We start from the raw sequence: 15,255 nt of genomic DNA on the forward strand, positions 1-15,255 counted from the left end.
GGACCGGCCGGCGTGCCGCGACCCTGTTGCCGCGGCGCTCGCGGGGCTCCGCGAGCGACCCGTCGACAGGGTCGCGACACGGAGGTCAGGGTGGGGTCAGGGGCAGGGACAGCGGGCGCCGGTGGTCGACGCGGCGCAGGGCGGCGCGGAGGTCGGCGACGTCGACGGTCATCAGTTCGGCTTCGGTGAGGGCGGACAGGTCCGCGGACGTGGCGAGCCGATGCTCGCGCTCCTCCTCGGCCGCCTCCAGCAGGTTGCGGGCGTAGCGGCCGTTGCCCGCGGCGTCGGTGCCGCGGCGGGGGCCGACGGGGGTGTCGAGCACCGCGTCGTACAGCTCGGCGAAGGCCTCGCGCGCGGCGGCCGCGGCCGCCGGGGTCAGGCGCGCGTCGCGGCGGTCGGCCAGCACCTCGGTGATCCGGGTCAACTCGTCCGGGGTGTACGACGGGAATCGGATCCGCCGGGCGAAGCGGGAGGCCAGGCCCTCGTTGGCGGCCAACAGTCGGTCGATCTCGTCGTCGTAGCCGGCGATGATCACCACCAGCCGGTCGCGGTCGGACTCCATCCGGGCCAGCAGCATGTCGAGGGCTTCGCGGCCGAAGGCGTCGCCGCCGGACAAGCCCTCCTGAATCAGGGTGTACGCCTCGTCGAGGAACAGCACGCCGTCGAGCGCCGAGTCGATCACCCGCGCGGTCTTCGGTGCGGTGGATCCGAGATGTTCGCCCACCAGATCCCGGCGCGAGGCCTCCACGACGCGGTCGGTGGCGAGTAGACCCAGCGCGCAGTACAGCTTCGCGACGATCCGCGCGATGGTGGTCTTGCCGGTGCCGGGCGGACCGGTGAACGCCAGGTGCAGGCTGCGGTCGCCGGTGCGCAGCCCGCGGTCGGCCCGCAGCTTGGCCAGCGTCGCGGTGGACCGCAGCCGGGCCACCTCCTGCTTCACCGCGGCGAGCCCCACCTGCTCGTCGAGTTCGCGCTCGAGCTCGGCCAGGCGGACGTCCTCGGGCGGCGGTGCCGCGGAGTCGGGATCGACGGCCGGCTCGCTCGACGCCGCATCGGCGAGCACCAGCCGGTAGGCGGGGTCGGCGAGCGCGGTGGCGGCCTCGGTCAGTTCCGGGTCCAGAGCGTAGGCCTCCTGGAGCAGCGCGCGGGCGGCGGCTTCGTCGCCCTGGGCACGTCGCGCCATCGCGATGGTGAAGACCGCCTGCGCCCGGCAGTTGGTCAGCGGCCCGTGCTGGGCCTGCTCCAACCGCCGGACCCCTTCGTCGAACAGGCCCAGGTGCACGCAGGCCGTACCCGCCACGAGTTGCCCCGCGGCGGCCAGGCAGTCGTCGGTCCACGCGTCCAGGTGCGCGAGGGCGCCGAGTGCCTCGGCCCAGGCGCGGGAACGCAGATGTGTTGCGGCCCAAGAGAATTCGACGATCGGCAGCGACGCGTCCAGCGGCTCCAACACGCGGCGGGCACCGTCGGGATCGTCGCCGATCAGGAGGGACCCGGCGTAAGCCAGTGCGGCCTGGGTGGCGTCGGCGACCGGATAGTCGACGAACATGCCGGTCGGCGCCCGCCCGCACAGCAGGCCCACCGGCAGCCCGACGCGCCGCTGCTGCGCCCCGATGTGCTCGCGCGCCCGGTACAGCCCGAGCAGGGTCGCGCCGCCGGTGTCGCCGGTCGCCAGGCGGCCGAGCCAGGCGTCGCCCATGGTCGGATCGGCTTCGGTGGCGCGGGTGAAGGCGAGTCGGGCCCCGGCTGGATCGGGCGGATGATCGTGGCCGTCGAGCCCGAGGCCGAGCCGGATCAGTCCGGCGTCGAAGAGTTGGCGCGCGATGCGTCGTCGATCAGTCATGGTCCCCCCCGAACCTCGCTGGCGGCAGCCCCGAACTGCCCGATTTCGACTGTAGCGGCCGCCCGGGTTCCGCCGTGGGCGAAGCACTCTCGTCGCTGGCATAGACTGTCTGCTGTGAGCGCCCAGGTAGATACCGTTTCCCACGCCGCCGATACCCCGGACCTTCCGCAGCCCTTCGCTGAGCTCGGTATGAAGGACGACGAGTACGCGCGGGTGCGCGAGATCCTCGGTCGTCGACCCACCGACGCCGAGCTGGCCATGTACTCGGTGATGTGGTCCGAGCACTGCAGCTACAAGTCGTCGAAGGTGCACCTGAAGTACTTCGGCGAGACCACCACCGACCAGATGCGGGCCGGCATGCTCGCCGGTATCGGTGAGAACGCGGGCGTCGTGGACGTCGGCGACGGCTGGGCGGTGACCTTCAAGGTCGAGTCGCACAACAGCCCCAGCTACATCGAGCCCTACCAGGGCGCGGCCACCGGCGTCGGCGGCATCGTGCGCGACATCATGGCGATGGGCGCCCGCCCGATCGCGGTGATGGATCAGCTGCGCTTCGGTGCGGTGGACCACCCGGACACCCGCCGCGTGCTCGACGGCGCGGTGCGCGGCATCGGCGGCTACGGCAACTCCCTCGGACTGCCCAACGTCGGCGGCGAGACCGTCTTCGACCCCAGCTACCAGGGCAACCCGCTGGTCAACGCGCTGTGCGCGGGCCTGTTGCGCGCCGAGGACCTGCACCTGGCGTTCGCCTCGGGCGCGGGCAACAAGATAATCCTGTTCGGCGCCCGCACCGGCCTGGACGGCATCGGCGGCGTCTCGGTGCTCGCCTCGGAGACCTTCTCCGACGACGGCGGGCCCAGCCGCAAGAAGCTGCCGAGCGTGCAGGTGGGCGACCCGTTCACCGAGAAGGTCCTCATCGAGGCCTGCCTGGAGCTGTACCAGAACGAGCTCGTGGTCGGCATCCAGGACCTCGGCGGTGCCGGACTGGCGTGCGCCACCTCGGAATTGGCGGCGGCCGGTGACGGCGGCATGTCCATCCAGCTCGAGAAGGTGCCCACCCGTGCGGACGGCATGTCGCCGGCCGAGGTGCTCTCCAGCGAATCGCAGGAGCGCATGTGCGCCGTGGTCAAGCCCGAAGACGTGGACGCCTTCATGGACGTCTGCCGCAAGTGGGACGTGCTGGCCACCGTGATCGGCGAAGTGACCGACGGTGAGCACCTGGAGATCACCTGGCACGGCGAGACCGTGGTCGACGTGCCGCCGCGCACCGTGGCCCACGACGGCCCCGTCTACCACCGCCCGGTGGAGCGTCCGGCCGACCAGGACGCGGTGGTCGCCTCGACCACCGCCGGCCTGGCGCGCCCGGTGACCGGCGACGAACTGCGCGCCACCTACCTGAAGCTGCTGGCCAGCCCCGCGCTGTGCAGCCGCAAGTTCATCACCGAGCAGTACGACCGCTACGTGCGCGGCAACACGGTGCTGGCCGAGGCCGCCGACTCCGGCGTGATCCGGATCGACGAGGAGACCGGTCGCGGCATCGCGCTGGCCACCGACGCCTCCGGCCGCTACACCTTCCTGGACCCGTACCGCGGCGCGCAGCTCGCGCTGGCCGAGGCCTACCGCAACGTCTCCGCCTCCGGTTCCACGCCGCTGGCGGTCAGCAACTGCCTCAACTTCGGTTCCCCCGAGGACCCGGGCGTGATGTGGCAGTTCAGCCAGGCCGTGCGCGGCCTCGCCGACGGCTGCGCGCAGCTGGGTATCCCGGTGACCGGCGGCAACGTGAGCTTCTACAACCAGACCGGCACCACCCCGATCCTCCCGACCCCGGTGGTCGCGGTGCTCGGTGTGATCGACGACGTCGACCGTCGTCTCCCGACCGGTTTCGGCACCGAACCCGGCGAGTCGCTGATCCTGCTCGGCGACACCCGCGACGAGTTCGACGGTTCCATCTGGGCTCAGGTGGAGCACGATCACCTCGGCGGCGTGCCCCCGCAGGTGGATCTGGAGCGCGAGCGACTCCTCGGCGAGGTGCTGGTGGCCGGATCCCGCGACGGCATGATCACCGCCGCGCACGACCTGTCCGAGGGCGGCCTGATCCAGGCCGTGACCGAGTCGGCGCTGGCCGGTGAGACCGGCTGCCGCCTGGTGCTGCCCGAGGGCGCGGACCCGTTCGTCACGCTGTTCTCCGAGTCGACCGGCCGCGTGCTGGTGGCGGTGCCGCGCACCGAGGAGTCGCGGTTCACCGCGATGCTCAGCGCGCGCGAGCTGCCGTGGGTCCGCATCGGCGTCGTCGATCAGGGCAGCGACAGCATCGAGGTGCAGGGCCAGTTCTCGGTGCCCCTCGACGAGCTTCGCGAGGTGCACGAGGGTACGCTGCCCCGGTACTTCGGCTGAGCACGAGAGGGCGCATGGGATGACGAACCCGAACGACAACAACGGGAATGCCGGCGGGGACCAGCCGTACGAGCCGAACCCGTATGACGCGACCCAGTTGGGTCAGCCCCAATACGGTCAGACGCCCCAGTACGGGCAGGCACCCCAGTACGGTGAGACGCCCCAGTTCGGGCAGCCCGATTACGGTCAGCAGCCGCAGTACGGTGCCCAGTTCGCGCAGCCCCAGTACGGGCAAGCGCAGTACGGGCAGCCGTCGCAGTTCGGTGGTGCGCCCGGGATGCCGCCGGACGACAACCTGGTCTGGGCCATCCTGAGCACCGTGCTGTGCTGCCTGCCGCTGGGCGTGGTGTCGATCATCAAGTCGACGTCGGTGAGCAAGCTGTGGGCGATGGGCGATCACGCCGGCGCTCAGCAGGCCGCCGAGGACGCGAAGAAGTTCGCGATCTGGTCGGCTGTCGCTGCGGTGGCGTCCTGGGTGATCTTCGGGCTCATCTACGTCGTGATCATCGTGGCCGCGGTGAACAACGCCTGACATGACCACCGCCGTGGGAACCGGGGATCGGGTGGTCGCTGCCGTCTACGCGGTGGCGCGGCACCGGATCGCCGGTCCCGCGGTGATCGTGGCCGGTGCGGTCGCGACGGGCGCGCTGGTGTGGTTCGCCGATCCGACGACGCCCGGCGGGATCATTCCGCCCTGCCCGACCAATGCGCTGCTGCACCTCAACTGCCCGGGGTGCGGCACCTCGCGGATGCTGTACAGCCTGATGCACGGTGACCTCGGTGCGGCGGTGAGTTATAACGCCTTCGGCCTGGTCGCGCTGGTGCTGCTGGCCGCGTCGTTCGTGACGTACACGCTCGGCCTGTGGAAGGGGCGGCGCGTGCGCGGATGGCAGCACCTGCGATACGCGCCGATGGCGCTGCTCGTCGCGACCCTGGCGTGGGCCGTGGTGCGGAACCTGCCGTTCCCGCCGTTCGATGCGTGGAAGGTGTGACGATGACCGGGCCCGCCGAACCGGAGGATCGGGGCGAGCAGTGGTCGGCGTACGAGCCGACACAGCACGCGACCCCGAATCCGTACGCCCCGAACCCGTACCAACAGGATCCGTACCAACAGGATCCGCACCAGCAGGACCCCTACTCGCAGGCCGCGCCGCCTCCGGTCCCGTATTCGATCGCCCCGTATCCGGGTGCGGCCTACCCGGCCCATCCCGCCTCGCCGCAATCGGTCTTCGCGGCGCAGGGACCGGCTCCGGCAACCGGGCAGTCGTCGTCGATCGGCGCGATGGTGGTCGGCGGTATCCTCCTGGTGACCTGCTTCGCCACGCCGGCCGGCCTGGCGCCGTTGGTGCTCGGCATCCTCGGTTTCACCAAGGCCAACTCGGTGAACCGACTGTGGATGGCCGGGCAACGGCAGGAAGCAGAGGCCGCCGCCGACTCGTCCAGGACGCTCGCTCTGTGGGCATGGATCAGCTGCGCGGTCGGAATCGCGGTGATGATCCTCGCGGTGGTGTTCTTCTTCGTGTGGGCCCTGAACGTGGACCCGAACACGTCGAACCAGCCCGGCACCTACGGCACCTGACCGGCGACGACCGGCGTCAGTCCGCGTCGGTCAGGAGCGCGAGCAGGCCCTCCGGATCGTCGACGGTGAGCTGATCGACACCCAGCTCCAGCAGCCCGGCCACGATCGGCACCATGCCGACGTTTGCCGCACCGCCGAGCGTGTACGCGTCCACCGCGCGTCCGCGCGCACCGAAGGCGCCGATCAGGTCGAAGCCGGCGTCCGCGGCACCGAGCACCAGCGGGATCTCCAGATAGATCGTCGTCGCGCGCGGCGACGCCAGGCAGGCACGGTCGACGAACCCCGCGAAGTCGCCGGAGGCCAGCGCGCGACCGGCCGCCCCGCGGTGGCAGGGGTCGAAGCCGACCGCGACGCCCGGGGCGGCGTCGGTGAGGATGCGGACGGCGTCGGCGTCGCCGCACGACAGGATCAGGTGCTCGTCGATCGGCGCCGTGGCCGCGGCGAAAGCCGCCACCGACCGCGCGTCCAGATCGCGCGCCTCCTGCTTGTAGTCCAGCTGCAGCAGTGCCGAGCGGGGGAGGGTCGCGTCGGCCAGCAGATCGGCGAGATCCTCGAGCAGCAGGACGCCGTGCCCACTGGGTTTCCCGGTGCCGTCGCGCAACGCCATGGTGCGCAGGCGGGCCGCCGGAGTGGCGGCCACCGCGCCGCGGCCGGTGGTCTCCCGGTCGAGACGGTGGTCGTGCAGCACGGCAAAACCGCGGTCGGCGTGGATCCGCAGGTCCACTTCCACACTGGCGCCGGCGCGCAGGCCTTCGACGATCCGCTGCGCCGTGAACGGCGGATCGGTGGCGGTCCGCCGGGCCCGGTGCCATTTGAGCAGGGTGGTGCCGCGCGCGTGCGTCACTGCCACCGGGGGAACCACCCCCGCGACGTTACCGGCGCCGCGAGATCGACGCGCTTGATGGTCACAGCACACCGACCGCAACAGTTTCGCGACGCCTCCGCGGTGGATGCCCGAGACACTGAAGGCCCGGAGCCACTACGGTCGAGAAATGACTGTGCGCGTAGTGGAGTGGTCCACCGGGACCGTCGGACGGCATGCGATCGCCGGGATCGACGCCCATTCGGAGCTGGAACTGGTCGGCGTGTGGGTGTCCGACCCGGCCAAGGTGGGCCGCGACGCCGGCGAGCTGGCCGGACTCGGCCGCGACCTGGGTGTGCTCGCCACCGGCGATGCCGACGCCCTGATCGCGCTGGCACCGGACGCCATCGTGCACACGGCGATGACCGACGACCGCGTGATGGAGTCGATCCAGGATCTCCAGCGCTTCCTGCGCGCGGGTATCAACGTGGTCTCCTCCGGCCCGGTGATCCTGCAGTTCCCCTACGGCGTGCTGCCCGACTCCATCATCGACCAGGTGGCCGCCGCGGCGCGCGAGGGCGGGGCCAGCCTGCACGTCAACGGGATCGACCCCGGCTTCGCCAACGACGTGCTGCCGTTGTCGATGACCAGCCTGTCGCAGTCCATCGACGAGGTGCGCTGCCTGGAGATCGCCGACTACTCCACCTACAACCAGCCGGTGGCGATGGGCCAGCTGTTCGGGTTCGGACAGCCGATGGACTTCCCGTCGGTGCTGGCGTCGCCGGGCGTGCTGTCGTTGGCGTGGGGGTCGGTGGTGCGACAGCTGGCGGCCGGGCTCGGCGTGACCCTCGACGAACCGCTGATCGAGCGGACCGAACGCGTGCCCGCCGACCGCGACTACTCCACCGTGTCCGTCGAGATCCCGACGGGCACGCTCGCGGCGTTGCGCTTCGAGATCGTCGGCCAGGTCGACGGCGTGGACCGGGTGGTCCTCGAACACGTCACCCGTACCAACCCCGACCAGTGCCCGCAGTGGCCGCGGCCCGATCGCGGCGACGGCTGCTATCGGATCATGGTGCACGGGGAGCCGGAGATGACCGTGGAGTTCGGTCATCACGGGCGCGACGGCGACCACAACGTCTCGGGCATGATCGTCACCGCCATGCGCCTGGTGAACTCGGTACCCGCCGTGGTCGCCGCCGCACCCGGGATCCTGACCGCGCTGGACATGCCGTTGGTGACCGGCCGCGGGCTCGTTGCCGGCTGACCGGAACGGATCAGGGGGTCGGCCAGGTGTGGACCGGCTCGCCCTCGTGCATGAGCACGGTGTAGTCGGTCAGCATGCCGTGCAGGGCCTGCGCGCGTGAATCGCCGGCGCGCTCGCGGGCGGCCACCGCCCGTCGCTGCCACACCGACCCGGTCTGCTGGGTCAGGCACCGGCCGCGGATCACCTCCAGGTACCGGCGACGGGTCTTCTCCGAGACGCCGAACGAGGTGAGGCCGCGTTCGGCGAGGGGGAGCAGCTTGCGCAGGGTCAGCTCGTCCGGCCGCACCCAACCGATGTCGGGCCAATACAGTTGCGCCCGCATGCCCCAGTGCGCGCCGGCCGCCAGGTTCTCCCGCGCGGCGTCGAACGACATCTGCGACCAGACCGGCTGCTCGGAGTCGACGAGGCCGCGCACCACCCCGTAGTAGAAGGCGGCGTTGGCCATGATGTCGATCACGGTGGGCCCGGCGGGCAGCACCCGGTTCTCCACGCGCAGATGTGCCCGCCCGTCCACCACGTCGTACACCGGGCGGTTCCAGCGGTACACGGTCCCGTTGTGCAGCCGCAGTTCGTCGAGCTCGGGGATGCCGCCGGCGTCCAGGACCGCCAGGGGGTCGACGTCGGTCGAGACCGGCAGCAGGGCGGGGAAGTAGCGGGTGTTCTCCTCGAACAGGTCGAAGATGGTGTTGATCCAGCGTTCGCCGAACCAGACGCGTGGCCGCACCCCCTGATTCTTCAGCTCCAGCGGGCGGGTGTCGGTGGCCTGCTCGAACACCGGGATCCGGGTCTCGTGCCAGAGTGCCTTGCCGGCCAGGAACGGCGAGTTCCCGGCGATCGCGACCTGCACGCCGGAGACCGCCTGCGCCGCATTCCAGTGCGCGGCGAAGTCCTCCGGCGCCACCCGCAGGTGCAGTTGCAGCGAGGTGCAGGCCGCTTCGGGGAGGATCGAATCGGTGGTGACCCGCAGGTGTTCGCGGTCGCGGTCGTCGGCCAGCTCGACGCCGGTGATGTCCAGTTCCAGATCCTCGCCGCGGGCGGCGAAGATCTGTTCGTTGAGCAGGTCGTAGCGCGGATTGGCCGAGATCCAGTGGTGGCGGAAGTGCTCGTCGCGCAGGGTCGGCAGCATGCCGATCATCACCAGGTGGTTCCCGGTGGTCGCGGCCGCCGCCTCGGCCCGGTTGAGCGAACCCCGCAGCGCCTGCTCCAGACCGATGGTGTCGGCGCCGACGAACGGCCGCGGCGCCACGTTGATCTCGACGTTGAACTGGCCGAGTTCGGTCTGATAATCCGGATCGGCGATCACGTCCAGCACGGCGGCGTTGGCCATGGCCGGATTGCCCGCGGCGTCGATCAGATTCAGCTCCACCTCCATGCCCAGCAGCGGCTTCGGCGGCCGACCATGATCGGTGAACAGGCCCTCGACCAGCATGCGCGCGATGGCCTCGGTGCCGCGCGAGACCTGCGATCGGAAGCGCACGCGATCGGCACCGGTGAACTGCTGACGGCTGACGTCTTCGCCCATGCACCCCATGGTGCCGGACCGGGACTCAGACGAACGGCGATTGGGCTCCGAGCTCGATGATCTGCTCGACGACGTCGTCGGCGGTCCGCTCCTGGCCGATCCGGATCGGCTTGTTGTCGCCGTGGTAGTCGCTGGAGCCGGTGGCCAGCAGACCGAGATCGGCGGCGACGCCGCGCAGCTCGGTGCGGGCGGTCTCGTCGTGGTCGGGGTGATCGACCTCCAGGCCGCGCAGCCCCAGCGGGACCAGGGTGGCCAGGACGTCGGGGGTCAGGACGGCCGCGGCCGCGCGCGCCCGCGGATGGGCGAGGACCGGGACACCGCCGGCCGCGGTGACCAGCTCGATCGCTTCGGTGAGCGGCAGCGATCGCAGCGCAGCGTAGTAGGGACCGCTTTCGTGGAGCGTCTCGGCGAAGGCTTCGCTGACCGATCCGACCACGCCGGCCTCCATCAGGGCGCGGCCGATGTGCGGGCGGCTGATGGCGCCGCGGCCCGCGATCTCCTGCACGCGCTCCAGGGTGATCGGGAAACCGGCGGCGATGAGGTTCTCCACGATCCGCCCACCGCGCCCGGCTCGTTCGGCGCGCATCCGTTCCCACTCAGCGACGATCGCCGGATTCTCCCGATCGAAGAGGTAGCCGAGGAGATGGACCGACACCAGCGAACCGTCGGGCGCCGGATGCTTGGTGGAGAACTCGGTACCGGGCAGTACCCGCATACCGGTCGGGCGGAGGTCACGCGTGTCGGGCCAGTGGTTGGCGGTGTCGTGATCGGTGATGCTCAGTGTCGTTACCCCGGCCGCCTGCGCGGCGGCATAGAGTTCGGCTACCGAATCGGTTCCGTCGGACCAGCTGGTGTGCACGTGTAGATCGGCGGAGAGGCTCACACGCTCAGGCTACGCTGTAGGGCCGTGCCTCCCGCCAAGAAGGTTGACCCCGCCGAACTGCGCGCCGCGATGCTCGCGGTGACCGATTGGCTCCGCGACGAGACCCTGCCGACGCCGCCGCGCGCGGCACTGGCCGCCGCCGTGCGGCTGTCGGCGCGGGCGCTGGCGCAGGACGCGCCGGGCAACGCGGTGGAGGTGCGGGTGCCGCCGTTCGTGGCGGTCCAGTGCCTGGAAGGCGTGCGGCACACGCGGGGCACCCCGCCGAATGTGGTCGAGACGTCGCCGCGGACCTGGCTGCTGCTGGCGACCGGCCTGGACCGGCTCGACGCGGCGATCGACGACCATCGGGTGAGTGCCTCCGGGCACCGCGCCGCCGACATCGCGGACCTGCTGCCCATCGTTCGCGTCACACCTTCCAACTGAAACTGTGCTCAGCGCGAGCGGCCACGTAAACTCTGCATTACGTACGCCCGTCCCAGCCCTTCCTGAAACACAGCCCTCCCCGAAATCGGAGCGTCCAGGTGTCTGATCCTGCTGTCCCCTCGTCCGACCTGAGCACGCCTGTGGTCCCCGACCTCGACGAACCGGAGAACGAACCGCGCGAAGAATGCGGTGTCTTCGGTGTGTGGGCGCCCGGCGAGGACGTCGCCAAACTGACCTATTACGGCCTGTACGCGCTGCAGCATCGCGGCCAGGAAGCCGCGGGCATCTCGGTGGGCGACGGCTCCCAGGTGCTCGTCTTCAAGGACCTCGGTCTGGTGAGCCAGGTGTTCGACGAGCAGACGCTCGCCTCGATGCACGGCCACATCGCGGTGGGCCATTGCCGGTACTCCACCACCGGCTCCACCAGCTGGGAGAACTCCCAGCCGATCTTCCGGCACACGGCCGCGGGCAACGGTGTCGCACTGGGGCACAACGGCAATCTGGTGAACACCGCCGAGCTCGCGCAGCGCGCCCGTGACCTGGGCATCTACGGTCGCAACGAGGGTGCGACGTCGGACTCGGACGTGGTGGGCGCACTGCTCGCGCACGGTGCCGCCGACAAGACGCTGGAGCAGGCGGCCCTCGAACTGCTGCCCACGCTGCGCGGCGCCTTCTGCCTCACCTTCCAGGACGAGAACACGCTGTACGCCGCGCGCGATCCGTACGGGATCCGGCCGCTGAGCCTGGGCCGGCTGGACCGCGGCTGGGTGGTCGCCTCGGAGACCGCGGCGCTGGACATCGTCGGCGCCTCGTTCGTGCGCGACATCGAACCCGGTGAACTGCTCGCCATCGACGCCGACGGCGTCCGCAGCAGCCGCTTCGCCGAGCCCACCCCGAAGGGCTGCATCTTCGAATACGTGTACCTGGCCCGCCCGGACAGCGTGATCCACGGCCGCTCGGTGCATTCGACGCGCGTGGACATCGGCCGCCGCCTAGCCCGCGACGCGCCCGCCGAGGGCGACCTGGTGATCCCGGTGCCCGAATCGGGCACCCCGGCGGCGGTGGGCTACGCCCAGGAGTCGGGCATCCCCTACGGCCAGGGCCTGATGAAGAACGCCTACGTGGGCCGCACCTTCATCCAGCCCAGCCAGACCATCCGTCAGCTCGGTATCCGCCTCAAGCTCAATCCGCTCAAGGAAGTGATCCGCGGCAAGAAGCTGGTGGTGGTCGACGACTCCATCGTCCGCGGCAACACCCAGCGCGCCCTGATCCGGATGCTGCGGGAGGCGGGCGCGGCCGAGGTCCACGTGCGGATCGCCTCGGCGCCCGTGCGGTGGCCCTGCTTCTACGGCATCGACTTCGCCTCGCCCGCCGAGCTGATCGCCAACGGCATGGAGTCCGAGGAAGCGATGGTCGACGGCGTGCGCCAGGCCATCGGCGCCGATTCGCTGGCCTACCTCGGCGTCGACGAGATGGTCGCGGCCACCCAGCAACCCGCTGAGGCACTGTGCGCGGCATGCTTCGACGGGCACTACCCGATCGAGCTCCCCAAGGAGACCTCGATGGGCAAGGCGGTCCTCGAGACGATGCGTAAGAACGCGTCGGGCGACGTGCTCGATCCGCTTGTCGCCGAGAACGACAATGTCAGCGCGGTCATGCGGCCGTGAGCGCCGCCGGGCCGCTCCGGTAGCCTGATCTCCGCATGAACTTCACCGACCCAGGAGTGCTTGGACCATGAACGACGGCCCCGCCAACCCCCTCGACAGCGGAGCCGCAGCGTCGTACGCGGCCGCCGGTGTGGACATCGATGCCGGTGAACGCGCCATCGAGTTGTTCGCTCCGCACGCCAAGCGCGCCACGCGGCCCGAGGTCGTCGGCGGGCTCGGCGGCTTCGCCGGGCTCTTCGCGCTCAAGGGCGACTACCGCGAGCCGATCCTGGCCGCCTCCAGCGACGGCGTGGGCACCAAGCTGGCCGTCGCCCAGGCGATGGACATCCACCACACGGTGGGTCGCGACCTGGTCGCGATGGTGGTGGACGACCTCGTGGTCTGCGGCGCCGAGCCGCTGTTCCTGCAGGACTACATCGCCATCGGCAAGGTGATCCCGGAGAAGGTCGCCGACATCGTCCGCGGCATCGCCGACGGCTGCTTCGACGCCGGCTGTGCACTGCTGGGCGGCGAGACTGCCGAGCACCCCGGCCTGATGGAGGACGGTCACTACGACATCTCCGCGACCGGCGTCGGCGTGGTCGAGGCGGAGAACATCCTGGGCCCGGACCGCGTGCGTCCCGGCGACGTGGTGATCGCGATGGGTTCGTCCGGTCTGCATTCGAACGGTTACTCGCTGGCCCGCAAGGTCCTGCTGGAGTGGGGTCGGATGGACCTGAACGGCCACGTGGAGGAGTTCGGCCGCTCGCTCGGCGAGGAGATGCTCGAGCCCACCCGCATCTACGCGAAGGACTGCCTGGCACTGGCCGCGGAGACCGAGGTGCGCACCTTCGCGCACGTGACCGGTGGCGGCCTGGCCGAGAACCTGGCACGCGTGCTGCCGACCGGCCTGAGCGCGGAACTGGCCCGCGACACGTGGACCCCGGCGCCGATCTTCTCGATGATCGCGCAGCGCGGACGCGTCGAGCGCGCCGAGATGGAGCGCACCTTCAACATGGGCGTCGGCATGGTCGCCATCGTCGCGCCGGAAGACACCGACCGGGCGCAGGCCATCCTGACCGCCCGCCACGTGGACAACTGGGTCCTGGGCTCGGTGAGCCGTGGCGACGAGGCCGGTGCGCCGGGCAGCGCCCAGCTGGTGGGGGATTACTCCCGCTTCTGATCGGGCAGCCGCAGAGCTGAGCCGGAGGCCGGCGTCGGAGAATCCCTCCGCCTTCGGCCTTCGGCCTTTCGGTACCTCGGGGGGAGAGGACGACGACATCGGGACGACATCGGGTCCCGTTCAGTGGGTAGCAGAAAACCCTGCATCACGCGGATCCGCGGTGATGCAGGGTTCGTCTGCTTGGTGGAGCAGGCGCGTCAGGCGCGCCGCCACTCCTCTTCGGTCCAGTCGTCTACTGGGTTGCGGGACTGACCTTGGTGGCCCGACAGCTCGCGTTGCAGGCTGTCTAGGTCTGTGTTCGGAGTCGAGTACTTCAGCTGACGAGCGACCTTCGTCTGCTTTGCTTTTGCCCGGCCACGGCCCATTAGGGACCCCCTCGCACAATGACGGGGCGGCCACTTTGTGGCGGCCCCGTTCTTCTCGTTAGTTGTATTCCTGCTGCACAGTCTACCCTGCTTCTGGCGAATGTGTAGTCGAGCCACTGTGATGCGCGCGGCAGGCATTGTGACCTGCGGTTTTATCCCGCGGGGGTCAGTCGCGTCCGCGCAGGCGGTTCACCGCGGCACGGCCGGCGGGCACCGAGTCGTCGGAGGTGTAGTAGTCGGCCTCGATACGGGCGGCGGTTCCGTCGCCCACGGTGAGTTCGGCGTCGACGGGCACCGCCCGGCGCACCAGTGCCAGCGCGACGGGGCCCAACTCGTAGTGGTCGATCACGGTCCCGACCCGACCCACGGCGCGCCCGTCCGCGTTGACCGGGTCTCCGGTGGCCGGTCGGGTGTCGGCGCTGCCGTCCAGGTGCAGGAGCACGAGGCGGCGCGGGGGCCGGCCCAGGTTGTGCACCCGGGCTACCGTCTCCTGGCCGCGATAGCAGCCCTTGTCCAGATGGACCGCGCCGAACTCGGCGGGGCCGCCGATCCAATCGGCTTCGTGCGCGATGGTGCGGTCGTCGGTGTCGGCGCCCAGGCGGGGCCGCATCGCGGCCACGCGCAGCGCTTCGGCGGCCCACATGCCGGCTTCGGTCGCGCCGGCCGCGGTCAACGCTTGCCACCACTGCGTCAGTTCGGTCTCGGGAACCACCACGTCCACCACCGGCAGGGTGCGGCCCTCGCCGGTGGGCGGCATGATCCGCCAGAAGCCGAGCGGTTCGTCCTCGTGGTGCCGTTCGGGCAGATCACCCGCGCTGTACACGGCGGCGTCGGCGGGGATCTCCAGCAACTCGGCGAGAGCGCCGGTGCGCACGGCCGGACCGATGAGTGTCAGGACGGCCATGTCAGGGCGGGCGGTGACGGTCACGTCGGACCGGAACACCATCCGCGTCAGGTAGGCGGCCAGGGCTTCGCCGCGGGCGTGCTCGGTGTCGAGCCAGGTCACCAGGTCCAGATCGGCGAGCACGAAATGGTCCTCGACGCGTCCGTTGCCGTCCAGGGACAGGCTCTCGGCACCGGTGCGGTCGGGGAGCCCGGCCACGTCCTGGCTGACGATGGTGTGCAGCCAGGTCAGGCGGTCGGGGCCGGCCAGTTCCAGCACCGCGCGATCGCTACGGTCGACCACCACGGCGCCGCGTTCGGCGGCGCGTTGCTCGCCCAGCGGATCGCCGTAGTGCCAGGCGACACCCGGGCTGAGATCGTCGTCCGGGGTCGGGACCGCGGAGGGGTGGCTGAGGAGGATCGGAGAACGGGCGACACTGCCAGCACTAGCCATGCCTGCAGTCTACGA

At 70.7% G+C, this 15,255-nt stretch carries 14 protein-coding genes; 8 read left to right on the plus strand and 6 right to left on the minus strand.

Going from position 1 to position 15,255, the window contains the following annotated elements; all coding sequences use genetic code 11:
• Nucleotides 1-85: 85 nt before the first annotated feature.
• Nucleotides 86-1,840, minus strand: a complete 1,755-nt coding sequence (gene eccA / locus MUG78_RS08860; protein ID WP_246993962.1) for a type VII secretion AAA-ATPase EccA — start codon at nucleotides 1,838-1,840, stop codon at nucleotides 86-88.
• A 114-nt stretch (nucleotides 1,841-1,954) separates the two neighbouring features.
• On the opposite strand from eccA, the gene purL reads away from it, so the two are divergent.
• The 4 genes from purL to MUG78_RS08880 are packed head-to-tail and all read left to right on the plus strand — an operon-like array spanning nucleotide 1,955 to nucleotide 5,813.
• Entirely contained in the window at nucleotides 1,955-4,234 is a 2,280-nt protein-coding gene (gene purL / locus MUG78_RS08865; protein WP_246993963.1) for a phosphoribosylformylglycinamidine synthase subunit PurL, read from the plus strand.
• 19 nt (nucleotides 4,235-4,253) lie between these two features.
• A complete protein-coding gene (locus MUG78_RS08870) occupies nucleotides 4,254-4,766 on the plus strand; it encodes a CD225/dispanin family protein (RefSeq protein ID WP_372493171.1) in 513 nt (170 codons plus the stop codon).
• A 1-nt stretch (nucleotide 4,767) separates the two neighbouring features.
• The gene (locus MUG78_RS08875) at nucleotides 4,768-5,226 is read left to right on the plus strand and encodes a DUF2752 domain-containing protein (protein ID WP_246993964.1); all 459 of its coding nucleotides are present in this window, start codon (nucleotides 4,768-4,770) and stop codon (nucleotides 5,224-5,226) included.
• Between the two features lie 2 nt (nucleotides 5,227-5,228).
• Nucleotides 5,229-5,813 (plus strand): CD225/dispanin family protein, encoded by a 585-nt coding sequence (locus tag MUG78_RS08880; RefSeq protein WP_246993965.1) that lies wholly within the window; start codon nucleotides 5,229-5,231, stop codon nucleotides 5,811-5,813.
• Nucleotides 5,814-5,829: 16 nt separating this feature from the next.
• Here MUG78_RS08880 and MUG78_RS08885 read toward each other — a convergent pair whose 3' ends face one another.
• A complete protein-coding gene (locus MUG78_RS08885) occupies nucleotides 5,830-6,663 on the minus strand; it encodes a glycerophosphodiester phosphodiesterase (RefSeq protein WP_246993968.1) in 834 nt (277 codons plus the stop codon).
• Between the two features lie 142 nt (nucleotides 6,664-6,805).
• On the opposite strand from MUG78_RS08885, the gene MUG78_RS08890 reads away from it, so the two are divergent.
• Nucleotides 6,806-7,882, plus strand: coding sequence for an NAD(P)H-dependent amine dehydrogenase family protein (locus MUG78_RS08890; protein WP_246993970.1), 1,077 nt, complete (start codon nucleotides 6,806-6,808; stop codon nucleotides 7,880-7,882).
• Nucleotides 7,883-7,892: 10 nt separating this feature from the next.
• Here MUG78_RS08890 and MUG78_RS08895 read toward each other — a convergent pair whose 3' ends face one another.
• Both MUG78_RS08895 and MUG78_RS08900 read right to left on the minus strand, forming a co-directional pair.
• Nucleotides 7,893-9,404 (minus strand): glutamate-cysteine ligase family protein, encoded by a 1,512-nt coding sequence (locus MUG78_RS08895; RefSeq protein ID WP_246993972.1) that lies wholly within the window; start codon nucleotides 9,402-9,404, stop codon nucleotides 7,893-7,895.
• 25 nt (nucleotides 9,405-9,429) lie between these two features.
• Complete coding sequence (locus MUG78_RS08900; protein WP_246993974.1) at nucleotides 9,430-10,287, minus strand: PHP domain-containing protein; 858 nt, start codon at nucleotides 10,285-10,287, stop codon at nucleotides 9,430-9,432.
• A 69-nt stretch (nucleotides 10,288-10,356) separates the two neighbouring features.
• On the opposite strand from MUG78_RS08900, the gene MUG78_RS08905 reads away from it, so the two are divergent.
• From MUG78_RS08905 to purM, 3 genes are all read left to right on the plus strand, one after another.
• Complete coding sequence (locus MUG78_RS08905) at nucleotides 10,357-10,710, plus strand: sterol carrier family protein (protein ID WP_281500135.1); 354 nt, start codon at nucleotides 10,357-10,359, stop codon at nucleotides 10,708-10,710.
• A 98-nt stretch (nucleotides 10,711-10,808) separates the two neighbouring features.
• Nucleotides 10,809-12,377: an amidophosphoribosyltransferase gene (purF, locus tag MUG78_RS08910; protein ID WP_246993978.1), complete on the plus strand. Its 1,569-nt coding sequence runs from the start codon at nucleotides 10,809-10,811 to the stop codon at nucleotides 12,375-12,377.
• Between the two features lie 67 nt (nucleotides 12,378-12,444).
• Nucleotides 12,445-13,539 (plus strand): phosphoribosylformylglycinamidine cyclo-ligase, encoded by a 1,095-nt coding sequence (purM, locus tag MUG78_RS08915; protein ID WP_246993981.1) that lies wholly within the window; start codon nucleotides 12,445-12,447, stop codon nucleotides 13,537-13,539.
• 197 nt (nucleotides 13,540-13,736) lie between these two features.
• Here purM and MUG78_RS08920 read toward each other — a convergent pair whose 3' ends face one another.
• On the minus strand, nucleotides 13,737-13,904 hold the full coding sequence (locus MUG78_RS08920) for a DUF3073 domain-containing protein (RefSeq protein WP_246993983.1): 168 nt from the start codon (nucleotides 13,902-13,904) through the stop codon (nucleotides 13,737-13,739).
• Between the two features lie 166 nt (nucleotides 13,905-14,070).
• Nucleotides 14,071-15,240, minus strand: a complete 1,170-nt coding sequence (gene ygfZ / locus MUG78_RS08925) for a CAF17-like 4Fe-4S cluster assembly/insertion protein YgfZ (RefSeq protein ID WP_246993985.1) — start codon at nucleotides 15,238-15,240, stop codon at nucleotides 14,071-14,073.
• Nucleotides 15,241-15,255: the final 15 nt, after the last annotated feature.

Source organism: Gordonia alkaliphila, from assembly GCF_023017165.1.
Classification (GTDB): Bacteria; Actinomycetota; Actinomycetes; order Mycobacteriales; family Mycobacteriaceae; genus Gordonia; species Gordonia alkaliphila.

Excerpts from the sequence above, each read along its gene's own strand:
- eccA (WP_246993962.1), bottom strand. The coding sequence starts at position 1,840 with ATGACTGATCGACGACGCATCGCGCGCCAACTCTTCGACGCCGGACTG.
- MUG78_RS08870 (WP_372493171.1), top strand. The coding sequence starts at position 4,254 with ATGACGAACCCGAACGACAACAACGGGAATGCCGGCGGGGACCAGCCG.
- MUG78_RS08875 (WP_246993964.1), top strand. The coding sequence starts at position 4,768 with ATGACCACCGCCGTGGGAACCGGGGATCGGGTGGTCGCTGCCGTCTAC.
- MUG78_RS08880 (WP_246993965.1), top strand. The coding sequence starts at position 5,229 with ATGACCGGGCCCGCCGAACCGGAGGATCGGGGCGAGCAGTGGTCGGCG.
- MUG78_RS08890 (WP_246993970.1), top strand. The coding sequence starts at position 6,806 with ATGACTGTGCGCGTAGTGGAGTGGTCCACCGGGACCGTCGGACGGCAT.
- MUG78_RS08895 (WP_246993972.1), bottom strand. The coding sequence starts at position 9,404 with ATGGGCGAAGACGTCAGCCGTCAGCAGTTCACCGGTGCCGATCGCGTG.
- MUG78_RS08905 (WP_281500135.1), top strand. The coding sequence starts at position 10,357 with ATGCTCGCGGTGACCGATTGGCTCCGCGACGAGACCCTGCCGACGCCG.
- purM (WP_246993981.1), top strand. The coding sequence starts at position 12,445 with ATGAACGACGGCCCCGCCAACCCCCTCGACAGCGGAGCCGCAGCGTCG.
- MUG78_RS08920 (WP_246993983.1), bottom strand. The coding sequence starts at position 13,904 with ATGGGCCGTGGCCGGGCAAAAGCAAAGCAGACGAAGGTCGCTCGTCAG.
- ygfZ (WP_246993985.1), bottom strand. The coding sequence starts at position 15,240 with ATGGCTAGTGCTGGCAGTGTCGCCCGTTCTCCGATCCTCCTCAGCCAC.